Genomic DNA, 18,977 nt, shown 5'->3' with positions numbered 1-18,977 from the left:
CACGCGCGCGGCAACTGCACGTGCTTTCGAAGCGCGAATTTGTGGCAACGGGTGATGCTCGACAGGAGGATACGAGATGTCACAGGAGTGGCCAATGTACATTCTTCAGTGCATCGTCGTCTTCGGTCTTGTCGGCGCACTATTCATCCGCTTCGGCGAATAGGGCGTCGTTCGATTCATGATGTGAGGATCGCGCGCGGTTCAAAGACGGCACGCGTCTACTCTGAGGACCAGACCGCCAGCTCGTAGCCGTCCGGATCGGCAAAGTGGAAGCGCCGGCCGCCGGGGAAGGTGAAGACCGGCTTGAGGATCTTGCCGCCGGCCGCCTCGACACGGGCTTGGGCGCCCTCCAGGTCATCGGCATAGATGATGACGAGCGGTCCGCCGCTGCGGACCGGCCCGAACGTTGTGAAGCCGCCGGTCAACCGGCCGTCGGCGAATTCGCAATATTCCGGGCCGTAATCGGTGAAGGTCCAGCCGAAGGCGTTGCCGTAGAAGGCTTTGCTCGCGGCGATGTCCGTCACGTTGAATTCGATATAGTCGATGCGGCGGTCGTTACCTTTGTTTGCCATGGTCTTTCCCGTCGTTTGATGTGTCGTTTGCGGATTCCAAGATCGATTTAAGGGCGGCAAGATCCTTTCCACCCAGGCGGCATCGGCGGCGAATTGTTCGTCGCTCATGCTTGGCTGCTTGAGTAGCGTGAACATCACCTCCGCGCCGTCGCCATTGGCCCCGAACTCATTGTCGGGAGCGAAGCGGACGCGAGCATTGCCGAGCGGCCCGGCGCGATCCACTCGTCGCCATCGCGGACGAGACCCGACGAGAGGCCGGATGCCCAAAGAGGGATCTTCTCATGATCCGCCATGAAGGCATAGACCTCGCGCCTCGAGGGGGACCGCGGGCCCAGCGCCAGCGACCCGCGTCTTTCCCATGCAGGCGCGCGATGAAATACGCTCGTCTATCTTATTCCGATTACACTGCTTCTCGGCGGCCTCGGGCTTGCGACCTTCCTCTGGGCGCTGAAGAGCGGCCAGTGCGAGGACTTGGAAGGCGCATCGTGGCGTGTGCTCGATGACGGCAGCGACAAGCCGGAAAAGGATTGAATTTGCCAGGAGTGGCTTGTCGTAAATCGATTTGAGTGCCAAAACAGCCTCCGCGCCGCTTGTCCCGACTGGCCTCTTCCTTCGAGGCTGACAGACATGCGCAGATCAATTCGAGGGGCCGGCACGAAACGCTCCATCGCGACCCCGTGTCCGCCCCTCCTGTCCAATGGAGGCAATCACGTGTCACAGGCGGAAATCGGCCTAATCGGCCTCGGCGTCATGGGGTCGAACCTCGCGCTCAACATCGCTGAGAAGGGCAACAAGATTGCCGTTTTCAATCGAACGGTCGATGCAACGCGGAAGTTTTATGCGGAGGCCGGAGCGCTCAAGGAGCAGATCGTTCCGTGCGAGACGATCGAGGATTTCGTCGCCGCGATCCGCCCGCCGCGCCCGATCATCATCATGATCAAGGCCGGCGATCCGGTCGATCAGCAGATGGAAGCGCTGAAGCCTCAGCTCGCCAAGGGCGACATCATGATCGATGCCGGCAACGCCAATTTCCGCGACACGATGCGCCGCTTCGACGCGCTGAGAGATAGCGGCCTCACCTTCATCGGCATGGGTGTGTCCGGTGGCGAGGAGGGCGCTCGCCACGGGCCGTCGATCATGGTCGGCGGCACCGAGGAGTCTTACGCCCGAGTCGAGAAGGTGCTGACCTCGATCGCTGCGAAATATGAGAGTGATCCTTGCGTCGCCTGGCTCGGCGAGAACGGCGCGGGCCACTTCGTCAAGACGATCCACAACGGCATCGAATATGCCGACATGCAGATGATCGCCGAGATCTACGGCATCCTGCGCGACGGCCTGAAGATGACGGCGGAAGAGATCGGCGAGGTCTTCGGCGCCTGGAACAGGGGCCGGCTCAACTCCTACCTGATCGAGATCACCGAGAAGGTCCTGAAGGCCGCCGATCCGCTGACCGGCAAGCCGATCGTCGACATGATCCTAGACAAGGCGGGCCAGAAAGGCACCGGCAAATGGTCGGTGATCGAGGCGCAGAACATGGGTGTGCCGGCGACCGCCATCGAAGCCGCCGTTGCCGCGCGCAGCATCTCCTCGATGAAGGAGGAGCGCGAGGCGGCGGAGAAGACTCTCGGACTGCCGCCGGCCGGTGAATTCTATGTGGCCGACAGGGGCGCCTTCATCAGGGATCTCGAAAACGCGCTGCTCGCCGCCAAGATCGGCGCCTACGCGCAAGGTTTCGCCGTGATGTCGGCGGCATCGAAGGAGTTCAACTGGAACCTGCCGATGCCGACGATCGCCAAGATCTGGCGCGCCGGCTGCATCATCCGCTCGCAGTTCCTCGATGAAATCACTACCGCCTTCACCAAGGCGCCGGATGCGGCAAACCTGATCGTGACGCCGGCCTTCGCGGCGATGGTCAAGGAGACAGACGCAGCACTCCGCCGCGTCGTGTCGGCGGCCGTGCTCGGCGGCCTGCCGGTGCCGGCGCTCGCCTCGGCGCTCGGCTATTTCGACAGCTACCGCCGCGGCAGCGGCACGGCAAACGTCATCCAGGCCCAGCGCGACTTCTTCGGCGCCCACGGCTTCGACCGCATCGACGGCGCCGATAGCCACCACGGCCCCTGGGGTCGTGGGCTGACCGCGTAGGATCAGTTTAGTTCGTTTGTACCAAAGGAAGGGTGGCGCAGGTCGCCCTTTCACGACAAGCTCACGTCATCTCAACCTGGGAGCAATTGGGAAGGCAGCATGAAATTCAGGGTGATCGAAGGGGGCAAAGCGATCGAAACCTCGCCCGTTACCGGGCCAGCAAGCATCCGCGACGAGGCGGAGCGGCGCATAAGGGCGTCCGGCTACGACCAATGGCGAGTACGCAGCCTTGCCACCGGCGCGCCGATCCCCAATTCAATCCGTTATCTGAAGATGCAGATCGACTTGGTTGCCGAGAAGCTAGGGCAGCTCAATCCCATTCCGCACGATTTCACCGACGACAAGTACTGGCCGGCTGTCGGCATTTGAGGAGGGCGGCTGCCCTCGTCCGGTTACCTGACCGACCTCGCCATCGGCGGCTGGAATTCCGGCTGGCTGAGGCTCTGCAGCGTTTCGGGCTGGCGGCCTTCGATGTGGCCGATCACCGCTTTGGCGAGCTCGCGGCCGGCAACGCGGATGTCCTCGTACATGGTCATCACCTCCGGGCGTAGCCAGCGCAGGAAGTCGCTCGGCACCTTGGAGACCATGTCGGCGTGCTCGCCGACCTTCTTGCCGGCCGCCTCCACCCCGGCTATCAGTGCGATCGCGCCCGAGCCGCTGCCGGAGACGATGCCATCCGGAGCGTCGGAGGATTGCATCAGCTTCTCGAACTCATCGCGGATGGCGACGAGGCTGTGGTCAATGTTGACCTGATGGAAACTGACGGATTCCGCGCCAAAGTCTCGCAAGCCTCGCTCGAAACCGGTGCGCATATGCGAATGGAAGGTGAGATTGGGCGGCGGTTCCAGCAGCACCAGGCGCCGCCGGCCGCGTTCGACGAGCCTGCGCACCGCCTCGTAGGCGAAGCGCTCGTTGTCGAAGTCGTGAAAAGGGTGAACTATGCCCATCTCGGTGCGCCCGTGGGTGGCGAAGGGCAGGCGGCGTTCTGTGAGCAGCGTCACGCGCGGGTCGTGCGGCTCGGTGCGCGAGATGATCACGCCGTCGGCCGCGCCCGTGTCCAGGATGTAGCGGATGGGACCGAGCGGATCCTTGGCCGAGCTGTATGGCGTTACGACCAGGTGATATTGAGTGCCGGCGAGGATCTCGGTGATCCCGATGACCATGGGGCTGGTGATGCCCATGATCTCTTCCTCCAGCGTCAGCACGAGGCTGATGACGTTGGTCTTGCCCGTCCGCAAGCGCACGCCCGCCCGGTTCGGCTGATAGCCGATCTGTTTTGCCACCAGACGCACGCGCTCCTTCGTCTCTGCGCCAATATCAGGAGCGTCCTTCAACGCGCGGGAGACGGTGGTGATGCCGAGCCCGGTCATGAAGGCGATCGTCTTCAGCGTCGGCCTGCCGCCTTCCGCCGGCGCCGCTTTGTTCTTCGTTCTGCCTTCCATGCCCGTCACTTAAGCCCGCTTCCTCAAGGGGTTCTCTAGGGGCAGCGCTTTCGACACGCAACCCCGCCCCCTACCATTCCGCGACGCCATCTCCACAGATCCACACTCCAAGTTACCGCAGGGGTTTGTGGAGGTGACGCCATATGGGTGAAATCTGTAACGATACAGTAGCGATGTCGAGCTTTTTTGTTGCTGCAGCGCAACGCGCATAACCGTAGGGTTGAATCTCGCATTTGCAAAATTCCGGCACTGCGCCGGCGAAGCGCAACTCGTTGTACTTCCACCACTGAGTGAAAAAAGACCTGAAGATACAAGCGCTTATATCCTAAGTATTGCAGGTTTTCCGGTGCTTTCGGATGCCCGGCTAGGGCACTCCCGGCCGACGCCGGATACACGCAAAAGACGCAAATAAATATTTGTTCTGAATTGGTCGTTGCAGGTGTTGCGTCTCGAAATCGATTGAACTAAGTTTTTACGGTAACGTTACAGTGAGGGAGGAGACTCATGAAATTACGTTCTCTGGCCGGCGCTCTGGCAGCAACCGTCGCCTTGCCGCTCGGTGCAGCCAACGCCACCGATCTGGAGGTCACGCATTGGTGGACCTCGGGTGGTGAGGCCGCGGCGGTCGCCGAGCTTGCCAAGGCATTCGACGCGACCGGCAACAAATGGGTCGACGGCGCGATCGCCGGCTCCGGCGGGACGGCGCGTCCGATCATGATCAGCCGCATCACCGGCGGCGACCCGATGGGAGCCACCCAGTTCAACCATGGCCGTCAGGCACAGGAGCTGGTGGAGGCGGGGCTGATGCGCGATCTGACCGATCTTGCCACGCGCGAGAACTGGAAGGAGATCGTCAAGCCCGCAAGCCTGCTCGAATCGTGCACCATCGAAGGCAAGATCTATTGTGCGCCGGTCAACATTCATTCCTGGCAATGGCTGTGGCTTTCGAACGCTGCCTTCGAGAAAGCCGGCGTCCCGGTTCCGAAGAACTGGGATGAATTCGTTGCGGCGGCCCCGGCGCTTGAAAAGGCCGGAATCATACCTCTGGCCCTAGGCGGTCAGCCATGGCAGGCAGCCGGGGCATTCGATGTCCTGATAGTCGCGATCGCCGGGAAGGACGTGTTCGAGCAGGTCTTTGCCAAGAAGGACGAGGAAGTCGCCGCCGGACCGGAAATCGCGAAAGTATTCAAGGCTGCCGACGACGCGCGCAAGATGTCGAAGGGTAGTAATGTCCAGGATTGGAACCAGGCGACGAACCTGGTCATCACCGGCAAGGCCGCCGGCCAGATCATGGGCGACTGGGCCCAGGGCGAGTTCCAGCTCGCAGGCCAGAAGGCTGGCACGGATTATACCTGCCTCCCGGGCCTCGGCGTGAACGAGGTGATCTCGACCGGTGGCGATGCGTTCTACTTCCCGCTGCTCGAGGACGAGGAGAAGTCTAAGGCGCAGGAAGCGCTGGCGTCGACTCTGTTGAAGCCGGAGACGCAGGTCGCCTTCAACCTGAAGAAAGGCTCGCTGCCGGTGCGCGGTGATGTGGATCTCGCTACGGCCAACGACTGCATGAAGAAGGGGCTCGAAATCCTTGCCAAAGGCAATGTGATCCAGGGAACCGATCAGCTTCTGTCGCCGGACAGCCAGAAGCAGAAGGAAGACCTCTTCTCTGAGTTCTTCGCAAACCCCTCCATGACGCCGGAAGACGCGCAGAAGCGCTTTGCCGAAATTATCGCGGCGGCGGACTGATTACTGTTGAAGGCTCCGCGTTTTTGCGGGGCCGCCTCCCGCATCGGTCGGCGTGAGGAAGTCGCGCCGCGCCCGTGCCGCTCTCTCATCGGCACGGGCTCCGGTTCGAAGGGGCAGCGATCAGTGTGATGGGGCGGACGACCATCAGCGGCGATGTTCGCCTTGGCACCTCCCGTCATTCGATAATCTTTGCAGTTGGAGGAGGAAACATGACAGGTCAAACACGCGGCTCGGTTCGCCCGAACCAGTGGCTGCGAAACCTGAATGCGAAGATCGCCTCTATTCCGATGATACTGACAGCCGTGGTCATCTTCGTCGGCGGCACGGCTTGGACGGTCGTCTATTCCTTTACCAATTCCAAGCTTTTGCCCCGGCTCGCCTTCGTCGGTCTCGATCAATATGAGCGGCTCTGGGCGGCACCGCGGTGGCTGATCTCGATCCAGAACCTGGCGGTATACGGTTTCTTCTCGCTGGTCTTCAGCCTCGTGATCGGCTTCGTGCTCGCTGCGCTGATGGATCAGAAGATCCGTTTCGAGAACACGTTCCGCACGATCATGCTCTACCCGTTCGCCCTGTCCTTCATCGTCACGGGGCTGGTCTGGCAATGGCTGCTCAATCCGCAGTACGGCATCCAGTCGATCGTGCGGTCTCTCGGTTGGACGAGCTTCGCCTTCGATCCACTCTACAATTCGGACATTGTCATCTACGGCATTCTGATTGCCGCGCTCTGGCAGGGCACCGGCCTCGTCATGTGCCTGATGCTCGCTGGTCTGCGCGGCATAGACGAGGATATCTGGAAAGCCGCGCGAGTCGACGGCATCCCGATGTGGAAGACCTATATGCTGATCATCATTCCGATGATGCGCGGCGTCTTCATTACGACGCTGGTGATCATCGCGAGCGGCATCGTCAAGGTTTACGACCTCGTCGTTGCGCAGACGAGCGGTGGGCCGGGAATCGCATCGGAAGTGCCGGCCAAATACGTCTACGACTACATGTTCCTCGCCCAGAACCTGGGTCAGGGCTTCGCCGCCTCCACCATGATGCTCGTGACCGTCGCCATAATCATCGTGCCGTGGGCATATCTGGAATTCGGAGGAGGTCGCAAGCGTGGATGACATTGCAAGCAACGGCATGGTTACGGCCTACGATGCGGCTTCCGATAGGCTCAAGGCCGGGCCGCGGGGAGCCAAGCCCCGCAGGAGGCTCTCGCGCCGCAACATCATCGTCTATGGCACGCTGATCGTCGTCTCCCTCTATTACCTGCTGCCGCTCTACGTGATGATCGTCACGTCGCTCAAGGGCATGCCGGAGATTCGCGTCGGCAATATCTTCGCGCCGCCGCTCGAAATCACCTTCGAGCCCTGGGTGAAAGCCTGGGCCGAGGCCTGCACCGGGCTCAATTGCGACGGGCTGTCGCGCGGCTTCTGGAATTCGGTACGCATCACCGTGCCGTCGGTGATTATCTCGATCGCAGTCGCTTCGGTGAACGGCTATGCGCTCGCCAACTGGCGCTTCAAGGGGGCGGACCTCTTCTTCACCATCCTGATCGTCGGTGCCTTCATTCCTTATCAGGTGATGATCTACCCGATCGTGATCGTGCTCAGGGAAATGGGCGTCTACGGCACTCTGACCGGCCTTGTCATCGTGCACACGATCTTCGGCATGCCGATCCTGACTCTGCTTTTCCGCAACTATTTCGCGGGGCTGCCGGAGGAGTTGTTCAAGGCGGCCCGCGTCGACGGTGCCGGGTTCTGGACGATCTATTTCAGGATCATGCTGCCGATGTCGCTGCCGATCTTCGTGGTCGCTATGATCCTGCAGGTCACCGGCATCTGGAACGACTTCCTGTTCGGCGTGGTCTTCACCCGGCCGGAATACTACCCGATGACCGTTCAGCTCAACAACATCGTCAATTCGGTCCAGGGCGTGAAGGAATATAACGTCAACATGGCGGCGACGATCCTCACCGGGCTTGTGCCGCTGACGGTCTACTTCGTCTCGGGCCGGCTGTTCGTGCGCGGCATCGCGGCCGGCGCAGTGAAAGGATAAGCAAGGATGACCAGTGTATCTGTCAGGGATCTGTCGCTGAATTTCGGCGCCGTCACTGTGCTCGACAAGCTCAACCTCGATATCGATCACGGCGAGTTCCTGGTGCTTCTCGGATCGTCGGGATGTGGCAAATCCACGCTGCTCAATTGTATCGCCGGCCTGCTGGACGTTTCCGACGGGCAGATCTTCATTCACGATCGCAATGTCACCTGGGAGGAGCCGAAGGACCGCGGCATCGGCATGGTGTTTCAGTCCTACGCGCTCTATCCGCAGATGACGGTCGAGAGGAATCTCTCCTTCGGCTTGCAGGTCGCCAAGGTGCCGCAGGCCGAAATCGACAAGCGGGTCAAGCGCGCGGCGGAAATCCTGCAGATTCAACCTTTGCTCAAGCGCAAGCCTTCGGAGCTCTCCGGCGGGCAGCGCCAGCGCGTGGCGATCGGCCGCGCGCTGGTGCGCGACGTCGACGTTTTCCTGTTCGACGAGCCGCTGTCGAACCTCGATGCCAAGCTGCGCTCGGAACTGCGCGTCGAGATCAAGCGGCTGCACCAATCGCTGAAGAACACGATGATCTACGTCACCCACGACCAGATCGAGGCGCTGACGCTCGCCGATCGCATCGCGGTGATGAAGAGCGGCGTCATCCAGCAGCTTGCCGATCCGATGACGATCTACAACGCGCCGGAGAACCTTTTCGTCGCCGGCTTCATCGGCTCGCCATCGATGAACTTCTTCCGCGGCGAGGTGGAGGCGAGGGAAGGGCGCAACTTCGTCCGCGTCGATGGCGTCGCCTTCGACGTCAGCGCCTACCCCGCGCGCACAAAGCTCCAGCCGGGACAGAAGGTGGTGCTCGGCGTGCGGCCGGAGCACGTGAAGGTCGACGAGCCCGGGGCAGGTGACGCCCACCAGGCGATGGTGGACATCGAAGAGCCGATGGGCGCCGATAACTTGCTCTGGCTGACGCTCGCCGGCCAATCGATGTCGGTGCGGCTCGCCGGCCAGCGCCGCTATCCGCCGGGAAGCACCGTGCGCCTCTCCTTCGACATGGGTGTCGCTTCGATCTTCGACGCCGACAGCGAAAAGCGTCTTTGACGATTGCGGAGCGCGAGCCGGGGCGACGCTGCGGTTTGCATCGATGAAATGGTGCCGGCCGGGAACGCCGGGGTGTGATCGGACTATGGAAATGCCTGCCGAAACCTTGAACAGCGACGCCATCCGCATCGACCTTTCCGGCGACTGGCTGCTCGCCTCGGCCGACAATAGCCACGCCTCGACCATCGCGCTGCCGGGCGATGTGCACAGCGCGCTTCAGCGTGCCGGCATCATTGCCGATCCCTATCACGGGAGGAACGAGGCGGACGTCCAATGGGTGGCGCATAAGGAGTGGGTGCTCGAGCGCACCGTCGCCATCGATCGAGGCGATCTGGAAGGGCATTGGTATCTCGATTTCGAGAGCATCGATACGATCGCTTCCGCGCTCGTCAACGACCGGCTGGTGCTTAAGGCCGACAATTGCTTCCGCCGTCATCGTCCGGATGTATCGGAGGCACTTGTCGCAGGGGAGAACCGCATCCGCATCGTGCTTCATTCGGCGATCGCCGAAGGGGCTCGGCGGCAGGCGGCGCAACCCTTTTACGTGCCTTACCACGAGGGCAATTCGCCGATCTCCAATGGCAACATGCTGCGCAAGCCGCAATGCCACTTCGGCTGGGACTGGAACATCGCCATAGCGCCGCTCGGCGTCTACGGCTCGCTCGCGCTCTGCCGATTGGAGACGGCGCGCATCGAGCATGTCACCACGCGTCAGCTCTGGCTGGCGGATGGTTCGGTCGACCTTCAGGTCACCGTCACGCTCTTTGCCCGCGAACCGGGCATCGTGCCCATCCATTTCGATCTCGACGGCCAGCGGGAGCGGCTGGATTGCGCAGTCGGCGTCGGCGAAACGCGCATCACCCACGTCTTCACCGTCGAGCAACCCAGGCGCTGGTGGCCGGCGGGCAGCGGCGCGCAGGCTCTTTCGATCCTCAAGGTAGAAACGCTCGAAGACAGCGTGACGCGGCAGATCGGCTTCCGCACGATCGAACTTCTCACCGACAAGGACGAGGCGGGCAGCCGCTTCGCTTTCCGGGTCAACGGGCGCGACATCTTCTGCCGCGGAGCGAACTGGATACCCGCGGACGCCCTGATGTCACGCGTCACGACGGAGGCGGTCGAGGATCTGCTTCGCTCGGCGGTCGATGCCAATATGAACATGATCCGAGTCTGGGGCGGCGGCTTCTACGAGCCGGACTGGTTCTATGATCTCTGCGACCGGCTCGGCCTGCTCGTCTGGCAGGACTTCATGCTCGCCTGCAATCTCTATCCCTCGACGCCGGACTTCCTCGAGAATGTCTCCGCCGAGGTAGTTTACCAGGTCAAGCGGCTCTCCTCTCATCCCTCGATCGCGCTCTGGTGCGGCGACAACGAACTTGTCGGTGCGCTCAACTGGTTCGACGAAAGCCGCAAGGACCGCGACCGCTATCTCGTCTCCTATGATCGCTTGAACCGAACGGTGGAGGCGGCGATGAAGGCGGCCTGCCCGGAAGCGATCTGGTGGCCGTCCAGCCCCTCGGTCGGCTATCTCAACTTCGGCGATGCCTGGCATGTCGACGGCGCCGGCGACATGCACTATTGGTCCGTCTGGCACGAGAACAAGTCCTTCGACAATTACCGCACCGTACGGCCGCGCTTCTGCTCGGAATTCGGTTTCCAGTCCTATACCTCGATGCCGGTGATCCGCCAGTTCGCCGAAGCGCGCGACTTGAACATCGCGTCGCCGGTGATGGAGGCGCACCAGAAGAATGCCGGCGGCAACGAGCGGATCGCCGGGACGATGTTCCGCTACTTCCGCTTTCCGAAGGACTTCCCGAGCTTCGTCTATCTGAGCCAGGTCCAGCAGGGCCTCGCGATCCGCACCGCCGTCGACCATTGGCGGTCGCTGAAACCCCATTGCATGGGCACGCTTTATTGGCAGCTCAACGACACCTGGCCGGTCGCCTCCTGGTCCAGCCTCGACTATGGCGGCCACTGGAAGGCCATGCACTACATGGCCCGCCGCTTCTTCCAGCCGGTCGCCGTCGCGGCCATTCCGTCCGCGGACGGACGGGAGATTGCCTTCTCGATGGTGAACGACACGGCTGAGCCGGTGATGGTAGAACTGCAGACTTTCCTCGTCTCGCTCGACGGCGAGCGGCAGCCGCTGATCGCTGCGGCGGGGTCGTGCTCTCCCGATCGTGCTGCCACACTCGTCACGATCGCTGCTACGGACATACCGGCGGGCGCGCTGCTTTTCTGGTCTTTCGAGGCATCGAACGGCATGCGCGGCGAGGGGCATTATGTCCATGGCACATACAAGGCCCTTGATCTCCTGCCCTCCGGCCTCACGGTCGAGGCGGCGCCGCGGCCGGACGGGGGCTTCGACGTTGCCGTGGCCGCAACCGCCCTCGCACTGCATGTGATGGTCGAAGCGGATGTCGAGGGCCGTTATTCCGACAACGCCTTCGATTTGACCGCCGGCGAAACGAAGACCATCCGCTTCACGCCGAAGGTGCCTCTCGAAGGCGACGCGATGCCGCGCTTCAGCGCCTACGATCTCGAATCCTCTCAAGGGAGGGGATGAGCGATATGACACACCCTGCCGTTCGAGTGCGCGGTTCCCCACTGGCCGATCCCATCCAGTAAATCACGATACGAGGCCCCATCGCTTCCGCCTCACCAGTCTGTTCCCACGAATTCCACGAGGAGAATTTCGATGAAAGACGTCAGCTTCCAACTTTACAGCGCCCGCAATTTCCCGCCGCTCGCCGAAGTCCTCTCCGCCCTCGGTTCTGCGGGTTACACGCAGGTCGAGGGATATGGCGCCCTCTATGCGGCGCTTACGGATACGGAGATCGCCGAGTTCAAGGCGGGCCTCGATCGCAACGGCCTCTCCATGCCGACCGCCCATTTTGGCCTCGACATGCTGGAAAAGGATCCGGTGCGTGTGCTGCAGATCGCCAACGCGCTCGGAATTCGCGCGATCTACTGCCCTTACCTGATGCCCGACGAGCGCCCGAACGATGCGGCCGGCTGGCGGGCCTTCGGCGCGCGGTTGCAGGCGGCGGGCAAGCCGTTCCGCGACGCCGGGCTCGACTTCGGCTGGCACAATCATGACTTCGAGTTCCATGCGCTCGCCGACGGCTCGGTGCCGCTCGATCATATCTTCGCCGGCGGCCCGGATCTTTCCTGGGAGGCCGATATCGCCTGGATCGTCCGCGGCGGCGCCGATCCCTTTGCCTGGATCTCGAAATATGCGGACCGCATCACCGCCGTCCACGTCAAGGACATCGCGCCCAAGGGCGAAAAGACGGACGAGGACGGCTGGGCGGACGTGGGTGAAGGGACGCTCGACTGGAAGCGACTTATCGGCGCGCTTGCCTCGACTTCGGCGAAATATTTCATTGCCGAGCATGACAATCCGAGCGATTTCCGGCGTTTCGCCAAGCGCTCGCTGGCTTCCATCCAATCCTACTGAGTGACGGATACTTCCATGGCAAAAGAACTTGGCGTCGGCATCATCGGATGCGGCAATATCTCTACCACCTATTTCAAGCTTGCACCGCTCTTCAAGGGCATCCGGGTCGTCGCATGCGCCGACATCAATCCGGCTGCCGCCGAAGCGCGCGGCGCGGAATTTGACGTCACGGCCCAGAGCATCGAGGCTCTGCTCGCCAATCCCGAAGTGGACATCGTCGTTAATCTGACGATTCCGGAAGCGCATTTCCCCGTTTCGAAGGCGATCCTCGAAGCTGGCAAGCACGTCTATTCCGAAAAGCCGCTCGTGCTCTCGCTGGAGCAGGGAGAGGAATTGAGGGCGATCGCCACAGCCAAGGGGCTGACCGTCGGCTGCGCGCCGGACACCTTCCTCGGCGGCGCGCACCAGCTTGCCAGGGCTTATATCGATGCCGGGAAGATCGGCCGCATTACCTCCGGCACATGCCATGTCATGAGCCCGGGCATGGAAATGTGGCACCCCAACCCGGACTTTTTCTTCCTGCCCGGCGGCGGACCTGTGCTCGATCTCGGCCCCTATTACATCGCCAATCTCATCAACCTGATCGGCCCGGTGAAGCGTGTCGCGGCGCTTTCCTCCATGGCGAGCGAGACCCGCACCATCACCAGCGAACCGCGCAAGGGCGAAGTGATCCCGGTCAAGACACCGACCAATATCCATGCCCTGCTCGAATTCCAGAACGGCGCGACCGTCACGCTTTCGGCAAGCTGGGACGTCTGGTCCCATCGCCACGCCAATATGGAGCTCTACGGCACCGAGGGATCGCTCTTCGTGCCCGATCCCAACTTCTTCGGCGGCACGGTCGAAGCGAGCGGCCGCGACAGGAACATTCAGCCGCTGGAAATGTGGGAACACCCCTTCGCGGTCGACAATTGGGATCACCCGATGGGAGCGATCGCCAATTACCGCACGGCCGGCCTCGCCGACATGGCGGACGCGATCCTCAAGGGGCGCGACGTTCGCTGCTCGCTCGAGCGCGCGCTGCATGGCGTCGATGTAATGGTGTCGATATTGAAATCGGGCGAGGAGGGGCGCTTCGTAACGCTCTCCACCACGTGCACGCAGCCGGCCGCCTTCGGCATCGAGGAAGCACAGGCGCTTCTGCGTTAAGGGACAAAACCTCTCCCCACAAGGGCCTTGTGGGGAGAGGTTGGGGAGGGGTATTCAAAGCACCCATCCGAAACGAGGAATCTGACCATGGCCTGGCAACCGGCGGAAAACCGATACGAGAAAATGAAATACAACCGCTGCGGCAGGAGCGGTTTGAAGCTGCCGGCGATCTCGCTCGGGCTCTGGCACAATTTCGGAGGCGATACGCCGCATGAGCGTAAGGTGGCCATGTGCCGCACGGCTTTCGACCTCGGCATCACCCATTTCGATCTGGCCAATAACTATGGTCCGCCGCCCGGTTCGGCCGAAATCGCCTTCGGCGAGATACTGCGCACGGACTTTGCAGGCCTGCGCGACGAGCTGATCATCTCGTCGAAGGCCGGCTATGACATGTGGCCGGGCCCCTATGGCGAATGGGGCAGCCGCAAATACCTCATCGCCTCCTGCGACCAGAGCCTGAAGCGCATGGGGCTCGACTATGTCGATATCTTCTATTCCCACCGCTTCGATCCGGACACGCCGCTCGAGGAGACCTGCGGCGCTCTCGACTACATCGTGCGCTCGGGCCGCGCGCTCTATGTCGGGATATCCTCTTACAATTCGCAGCGCACTCGCGAGGCGGCGGCAATCCTCAAGGACCTCGGCACGCCGTGCCTCATCCATCAGCCGAGCTATTCCATGCTCAACCGCTGGATCGAGGAGGACGGTCTCGTCGACACGCTCGAAGATCTCGGCATTGGATCGATCGTCTTCTCGCCGCTTGCGCAGGGCATGCTGACGGCAAAGTACCTTGGCGGCATTCCTCAGGACAGCCGGGCCGCGTTGAACCACTTCCTCAAGAAGGATTTCATCCGCCCGGAGATCGTCGATAACATCCGCAGGTTGCATGTTGTCGCGGAACGGCGCGGCCAAACGCTCGCGCAGATGGCGCTTGCCTGGGTGCTGCGCGGTGGGCGTATCACCTCTGCACTGATCGGCGCCAGCCGCTCCGAGCAGATCGTCGACTGTGTCAAGGCGCTGGAGAACGACACCTTCACGGCCGAGGAACTGGCCGAAATCGATCTTTATGCGCGCGAGGCCGATATCAACCTCTGGGCCAAGTCCGCCGAGCGCTGAACCGGCGGAATCCTTTGATTTGCCTCGATTTTGGGCAAGTTCGGGCTCCTTCCGGCTACTCAGACAAAAGTCGAAGAGGATGCCGGAAAACGGCCGCTGGACATGCATTGGTGATTATGTATGGTGCAGGGATGCCGTCCTCTTCGCAGGCGCCTTCATGACCTTGCGCGGCCGGCAAGAACAAGAGAAAAGAGAGACCTTCCGGCGCCCGCGGCGGGCGGGGACAGGTGCAATGGGCGGTAGCGCTGACAAGCTGCGCTGGACCGTCATGGCGGGAAATAGGGAGGAACCATGGATCGCCGTTCATTCATTAAACACGCGAGCATTGGCGGCCTCGGTGCGGCTGCCGCATCGACGCTCGCCGCGCCGGCAATTGCTCAGAGCAATCCGAAGGTAACCTGGCGTCTGACGTCATCGTTCCCGAAGTCGCTCGACACGATCTACGGCGGCGCGGAAGTTCTGTCGAAATACGTGTCCGAGGCGACCGACGGCAATTTCCAGATCCAGGTCTTCGCGGCCGGCGAAATCGTGCCTGGCCTGCAAGCCGCCGACGCAACGTCCGCGGGCACGGTGGAGGCTTGCCACACCGTCGCCTATTACTATTGGGGCAAGGACCCGACCTGGGCGCTCGGCTCAGCCGTGCCATTCGCGCTCAATGCGCGCGGCATGAATGCCTGGCACTACCATGGCGGCGGCATCGACATGTTCAACGAGTTCCTTGCGGCTCAGGGTCTGATCGGCTTCCCCGGCGGCAATACCGGGGTGCAGATGGGTGGCTGGTTCCGCAAGGAGATCAAGACCGTTGCCGACATGCAGGGCCTGAAGATGCGCGTCGGCGGCTTCGCCGGCAAGGTCATGGAGAGGCTCGGTCTCGTGCCGCAACAGCTTGCCGGCGGCGACATCTATCCGGCACTCGAAAAGGGCACGATCGACGCCGCCGAGTGGGTCGGCCCCTATGACGACGAGAAGCTCGGCTTCTACAAGGTCGCGCCTTATTACTACTACCCCGGCTGGTGGGAAGGCGGTCCGACCGTGCATGCCATGTTCAACAAAGCAGCTTTCGACGGCCTGCCGAAGGCCTACCAGTCGCTGCTTCGCACCGCCTGCCAGGCGACCGACGCCAACATGCTGCAGAAGTACGACTATCTCAACCCGTCTGCGATCAAGCGGCTCGTGGCGGCCGGCGCGAAGCTCAGCCCGTTCAGCCCCGAGATCTTGTCGGCCTGCTTCGACAAGGCGAATGAAGTCTACGCCGACATGGAAGCTGCGAACCCGACCTTCAAGAAGATCTGGGGCTCGATCAAGGCGTTCCGCGCCGAATACTACCTCAATGCCCAGATCGCGGAATACAACTACGACACTTTCATGATGATCCAGCAGCGCAACGGCAAGGTCTGAGCTGCGGTTGCAATGAAGAACCCCGGAGCGCCGCTCCGGGGTTTTCTTTTTACTCGTTAAGGACGGCAGGCGGAGGAGGGGCCATAGTGTGAAAAACCTCTCCGCTCCAGCCATCGCCGCGCCGATTGAGGAGCGACATGCGGCCGGAGGCCGGCCGCACTCTCCGCACTCACCTAAAGTGCATCGCGTTCGGTCGAGCTCACGCGACGCGCTTTAGATCCTTGTTTTTGTGCATGTCGTTGTTCCAAAACCGCTGCACACTTTTGGGCGACATGCATTAGTTGAACGAGGGCGGCGCGCTAAGGTCAGTCGCTGGCGGCTTGTTCTGCTGCGGAGCGTTCTGCTGGCCCGGCTGTTGCTGGCCGCCGTCGAGCGGACTGCCGCCGGGGAGTTGCAGGCCACCGGGCAGACCGAGCCCGCCGCCATTGTCGGGCAGGGTGAGCCCGCCGCCGCCCTGGCCGAACCCCGGCACTTCGATCTTGATTGTCGACGGGTCGACCACCGCGCCGCTGCCTTTGTAGTGCATCACCATCTGCGGGAAGAGGATGGTGAGCGCCACCATCACGATTTGGATGCCGACGAAAGGTACGGCGCCCCAATAGATCTGCCCGGTCGTCACCGGTTGCGTCATCTTGCCGGTGACCTTGTCGAGGTAGGGCACCCTAGCAGCGACGGAGCGCAGGTAGAAGAGCGCGAAGCCGAAGGGTGGGTGCATGAAGCTCGTCTGCATGTTGATGCCGAGCAGCACGCCGAACCAGATCAGATCGATCCCGAGCTTATCGGCCGCCGGTGCGAGCAGCGGCACGATGATGAAGGCGAGCTCGAAGAAGTCGAGGAAGAACGCCAGCAGGAAGACGAGAACGTTGACGGCGATCAGGAAGCCGATCTCGCCGCCCGGCAATCCGACCAGCAGGTGCTCCACCCAGAGATGCCCGTTGACGCCGTAGAAGGTCAGCGAGAAGACGCGCGCGCCGATCAGAATGAACAGTACGAAGGCGGAGAGGCGCGTGGTCGCGGCGAGCGCAGCGCGCACGACCTCCACGTTGAGCCGCCCCTTGGCCGCCGCCATTATCAGAGCGCCGACGGCACCCATCGCCCCGCCTTCCGTCGGCGTCGCGATGCCGAGGAAGATTGTGCCGAGCACGAGGAAGATCAGCGCCAGCGGCGGGATCAAGACAATGATGACCTGCTGTGCCAGGCGCGACAATGCATTGATCTTTAGGGCCCTGTCGATGAGAGCGACCACATAGATGAACGCGGTACCGACGGTTGCCCCGAGGATGTCGGCGTTCTCGCCCTGCGTCGGCGCAAGATAGACATGGGCTGCGTAGGCGATGCCGGCGGCGACGGCGAGTGCGATGATGAGCGACGTCACGCCCGACCCGAGTGTGCGCGCTTCGAGCGGCAGTGCCGGCATGGAATCGCGCTTCAGGAAGGTCATGAGGAGGATGTAGCCCATATAGAGTCCCGTCAGCACGAGGCCCGGGATCAGGGCACCCGCATACATGTCGCCGACGGAGCGGCCGAGCTGGTCGGCGAGCACGATCAGCACCAGCGACGGCGGGATGATCTGGGCCAGCGTGCCGGAAGCGGCAATAACGCCCGAGGCGATGCGCCGGTCATAGCCGTAGCGCAGCATGATCGGCAGCGAGATGAGGCCCATCGCGATGACCGAGGCAGCGACGACCCCGGTGGTTGCCGCAAGCAGCGCACCCACGAAAATCACGGCATAGGCGAGGCCGCCGCGGACCGGGCCGAAGAGCTGGCCAATCGTGTCGAGGAGGTCCTCCGCCATGCCCGAGCGTTCGAGCACGATCCCCATGAAAGTGAAGAAGGGGATGGCGAGGAGCGTGTCGTTCGACATCACCCCCCAGAACCGCTCCGGCAGGGCATTCAGCAGCGGCCAGGAGAGATTGATCGAATCGGAAAGCGGCGCAAGCTCGACGCCGATGATGAAGAACAGAAGACCGTTGGCGGCCAGCGAGAAGGCAACGGGATAACCCAGCAGCAGGAACACGACCAGCGAGAGGAACATGATCGGTGCCAGGTTCTCGGCGACGAATTCGATCACGGGCGTACCTCCGGAGCAATCGTTTCATCGAGCGGCGCGTGGGTCGGCACGTAGGGGGTCGGATCGTCCATGTTCCCCGTCATGATGGCGATCTTCTTGATGATCTCCGAAACACCCTGCAGGGCGAGAAGGATGAAGCCGATCAGCAGAATGGCCTTCGCCGGCCAGATGATGAGCCCGCCGGCGCTGGAGGACACCTCGCCCGAAACATAGGACATCCGCACGTAGGGTACGAGGTAATAGAGCATCAGCAGCACGAAGGGCATCAGGAAGAAGACGTGCCCGAAAAGGTCGATCCAATGCTGCACGCGGCGCGAAAACATCCCGTAGACGATATCGATGCGGATATGCTCGTTCTGGCTCAGCGTATAGGCGGCAGCGAACATGAAGGCGGCGCCAAAGAGATACCATTGCGCCTCGAGCCAGGCATTCGACGAGATGTTGAACGCTTTTCTGATGACGGCATTACCGGCGCTGACGAGCACGGCGACAAGAATGAGCCAGGAGACGGCCTTGCCGATTTTCTCGGTGACGGCGTCTATCAATCGGCTGAAGCCGAGTAACGGTTTCATCGGATACCTCCCCGCAATGGCTGTTTTTGGTGTTCTGCCAAGCACAGTCAGAGTGCCGATTTCAAGTCTCCTTTCAAGCCTGCGCTTCCATTTTTCTGTTTGGCAACGAGCCGTTATACGAAAGTATCATATTGGCCCGTCGAGAATGCCCAAAGCTTAGGCGCAAGTGGTGGG

At 62.1% G+C, this 18,977-nt stretch carries 15 protein-coding genes and 2 pseudogenes; 12 read left to right on the top strand and 5 right to left on the bottom strand.

The window, feature by feature from the left end; genetic code table 11:
• Positions 1–218: 218 nt before the first annotated feature.
• Positions 219–572, bottom strand: a complete 354-nt coding sequence (locus AYK65_RS09365; RefSeq protein ID WP_026613763.1) for a VOC family protein — start codon at positions 570–572, stop codon at positions 219–221.
• A pseudogene (locus tag AYK65_RS32725) lies at positions 556–913 on the bottom strand (SRPBCC family protein). The gene AYK65_RS09365 and the pseudogene AYK65_RS32725 overlap by 17 nt, the downstream one beginning before the upstream one ends.
• 34 nt (positions 914–947) lie before the next feature.
• Between AYK65_RS32725 and ccoS the strand changes: the two are divergent.
• From ccoS to AYK65_RS09345, 3 genes and pseudogenes are all read left to right on the top strand, one after another.
• Positions 948–1,103, top strand: a pseudogene (gene ccoS, locus AYK65_RS09355) (cbb3-type cytochrome oxidase assembly protein CcoS); the annotation flags it as partial.
• A gap of 180 nt (positions 1,104–1,283) precedes the next feature.
• Complete coding sequence (gndA, locus tag AYK65_RS09350) at positions 1,284–2,714, top strand: NADP-dependent phosphogluconate dehydrogenase (protein WP_081158220.1); 1,431 nt, start codon at positions 1,284–1,286, stop codon at positions 2,712–2,714.
• Between the two features lie 99 nt (positions 2,715–2,813).
• Entirely contained in the window at positions 2,814–3,083 is a 270-nt protein-coding gene (locus tag AYK65_RS09345; RefSeq protein WP_046120817.1) for a hypothetical protein, read from the top strand.
• A 23-nt stretch (positions 3,084–3,106) separates the two neighbouring features.
• Here AYK65_RS09345 and AYK65_RS09340 read toward each other — a convergent pair whose 3' ends face one another.
• Positions 3,107–4,156, bottom strand: coding sequence for a LacI family transcriptional regulator (locus AYK65_RS09340; RefSeq protein ID WP_026613767.1), 1,050 nt, complete (start codon positions 4,154–4,156; stop codon positions 3,107–3,109).
• Between the two features lie 504 nt (positions 4,157–4,660).
• Between AYK65_RS09340 and AYK65_RS09335 the strand changes: the two genes are divergently transcribed.
• The 9 genes from AYK65_RS09335 (at position 4,661) to AYK65_RS09295 (ending at position 16,160) form a co-directional block, all read left to right on the top strand.
• The gene (locus AYK65_RS09335; protein ID WP_081158219.1) at positions 4,661–5,896 is read left to right on the top strand and encodes an ABC transporter substrate-binding protein; all 1,236 of its coding nucleotides are present in this window, start codon (positions 4,661–4,663) and stop codon (positions 5,894–5,896) included.
• Between the two features lie 209 nt (positions 5,897–6,105).
• Positions 6,106–7,014, top strand: a complete 909-nt coding sequence (locus AYK65_RS09330) for a carbohydrate ABC transporter permease (RefSeq protein ID WP_046120819.1) — start codon at positions 6,106–6,108, stop codon at positions 7,012–7,014.
• The gene (locus AYK65_RS09325) at positions 7,007–7,948 is read left to right on the top strand and encodes a carbohydrate ABC transporter permease (protein WP_139793159.1); all 942 of its coding nucleotides are present in this window, start codon (positions 7,007–7,009) and stop codon (positions 7,946–7,948) included. Before AYK65_RS09330 ends, AYK65_RS09325 begins: the two co-directional genes overlap by 8 nt.
• A 6-nt stretch (positions 7,949–7,954) precedes the next feature.
• Entirely contained in the window at positions 7,955–9,037 is a 1,083-nt protein-coding gene (locus AYK65_RS09320) for an ABC transporter ATP-binding protein (protein WP_046120820.1), read from the top strand.
• 91 nt (positions 9,038–9,128) lie between these two features.
• On the top strand, positions 9,129–11,603 hold the full coding sequence (locus AYK65_RS09315; protein ID WP_081158273.1) for a beta-mannosidase: 2,475 nt from the start codon (positions 9,129–9,131) through the stop codon (positions 11,601–11,603).
• A 132-nt stretch (positions 11,604–11,735) separates the two neighbouring features.
• On the top strand, positions 11,736–12,497 hold the full coding sequence (locus AYK65_RS09310) for a sugar phosphate isomerase/epimerase family protein (RefSeq protein ID WP_081158218.1): 762 nt from the start codon (positions 11,736–11,738) through the stop codon (positions 12,495–12,497).
• A gap of 15 nt (positions 12,498–12,512) precedes the next feature.
• On the top strand, positions 12,513–13,646 hold the full coding sequence (locus AYK65_RS09305) for a Gfo/Idh/MocA family protein (protein ID WP_026613774.1): 1,134 nt from the start codon (positions 12,513–12,515) through the stop codon (positions 13,644–13,646).
• An 87-nt stretch (positions 13,647–13,733) separates the two neighbouring features.
• Positions 13,734–14,762 (top strand): L-glyceraldehyde 3-phosphate reductase, encoded by a 1,029-nt coding sequence (mgrA, locus tag AYK65_RS09300; protein WP_081158217.1) that lies wholly within the window; start codon positions 13,734–13,736, stop codon positions 14,760–14,762.
• A 291-nt stretch (positions 14,763–15,053) separates the two neighbouring features.
• Entirely contained in the window at positions 15,054–16,160 is a 1,107-nt protein-coding gene (locus tag AYK65_RS09295) for a TRAP transporter substrate-binding protein (protein WP_081158216.1), read from the top strand.
• Between the two features lie 277 nt (positions 16,161–16,437).
• Here AYK65_RS09295 and AYK65_RS09290 read toward each other — a convergent pair whose 3' ends face one another.
• The gene (locus tag AYK65_RS09290; RefSeq protein ID WP_081158215.1) at positions 16,438–18,231 is read right to left on the bottom strand and encodes a TRAP transporter large permease; all 1,794 of its coding nucleotides are present in this window, start codon (positions 18,229–18,231) and stop codon (positions 16,438–16,440) included.
• Positions 18,228–18,803 carry a TRAP transporter small permease subunit gene (locus AYK65_RS09285; protein ID WP_026621737.1) on the bottom strand — a complete coding sequence of 192 codons (576 nt, stop codon included), beginning with the start codon at positions 18,801–18,803 and terminating at the stop codon, positions 18,228–18,230. Before AYK65_RS09285 ends, AYK65_RS09290 begins: the two co-directional genes overlap by 4 nt.
• Between the last annotated feature and the right edge of the window lie 174 nt (positions 18,804–18,977).

The organism is Ensifer aridi (genome assembly GCF_002078505.1).
GTDB lineage: Bacteria > Pseudomonadota > Alphaproteobacteria > Rhizobiales > Rhizobiaceae > Sinorhizobium > Sinorhizobium aridi.
Note: the sequence above shows the minus strand (reverse complement) of the source record. Positions and strands in the feature narration are given on the sequence as shown.

What these genes read in the sequence shown, in the direction of transcription:
- AYK65_RS09305 (WP_026613774.1), top strand. Translation starts at nt 12,513, where the DNA reads ATGGCAAAAGAACTTGGCGTCGGCATCATCGGATGCGGCAATATCTCT.
- AYK65_RS09330 (WP_046120819.1), top strand. Translation starts at nt 6,106, where the DNA reads ATGACAGGTCAAACACGCGGCTCGGTTCGCCCGAACCAGTGGCTGCGA.
- AYK65_RS09340 (WP_026613767.1), bottom strand. Translation starts at nt 4,156, where the DNA reads ATGGAAGGCAGAACGAAGAACAAAGCGGCGCCGGCGGAAGGCGGCAGG.
- AYK65_RS09315 (WP_081158273.1), top strand. Translation starts at nt 9,129, where the DNA reads ATGCCTGCCGAAACCTTGAACAGCGACGCCATCCGCATCGACCTTTCC.
- mgrA (WP_081158217.1), top strand. Translation starts at nt 13,734, where the DNA reads ATGGCCTGGCAACCGGCGGAAAACCGATACGAGAAAATGAAATACAAC.
- AYK65_RS09310 (WP_081158218.1), top strand. Translation starts at nt 11,736, where the DNA reads ATGAAAGACGTCAGCTTCCAACTTTACAGCGCCCGCAATTTCCCGCCG.
- AYK65_RS09345 (WP_046120817.1), top strand. Translation starts at nt 2,814, where the DNA reads ATGAAATTCAGGGTGATCGAAGGGGGCAAAGCGATCGAAACCTCGCCC.
- AYK65_RS09320 (WP_046120820.1), top strand. Translation starts at nt 7,955, where the DNA reads ATGACCAGTGTATCTGTCAGGGATCTGTCGCTGAATTTCGGCGCCGTC.
- AYK65_RS09285 (WP_026621737.1), bottom strand. Translation starts at nt 18,803, where the DNA reads ATGAAACCGTTACTCGGCTTCAGCCGATTGATAGACGCCGTCACCGAG.
- AYK65_RS09295 (WP_081158216.1), top strand. Translation starts at nt 15,054, where the DNA reads ATGGATCGCCGTTCATTCATTAAACACGCGAGCATTGGCGGCCTCGGT.
- AYK65_RS09335 (WP_081158219.1), top strand. Translation starts at nt 4,661, where the DNA reads ATGAAATTACGTTCTCTGGCCGGCGCTCTGGCAGCAACCGTCGCCTTG.
- AYK65_RS09365 (WP_026613763.1), bottom strand. Translation starts at nt 572, where the DNA reads ATGGCAAACAAAGGTAACGACCGCCGCATCGACTATATCGAATTCAAC.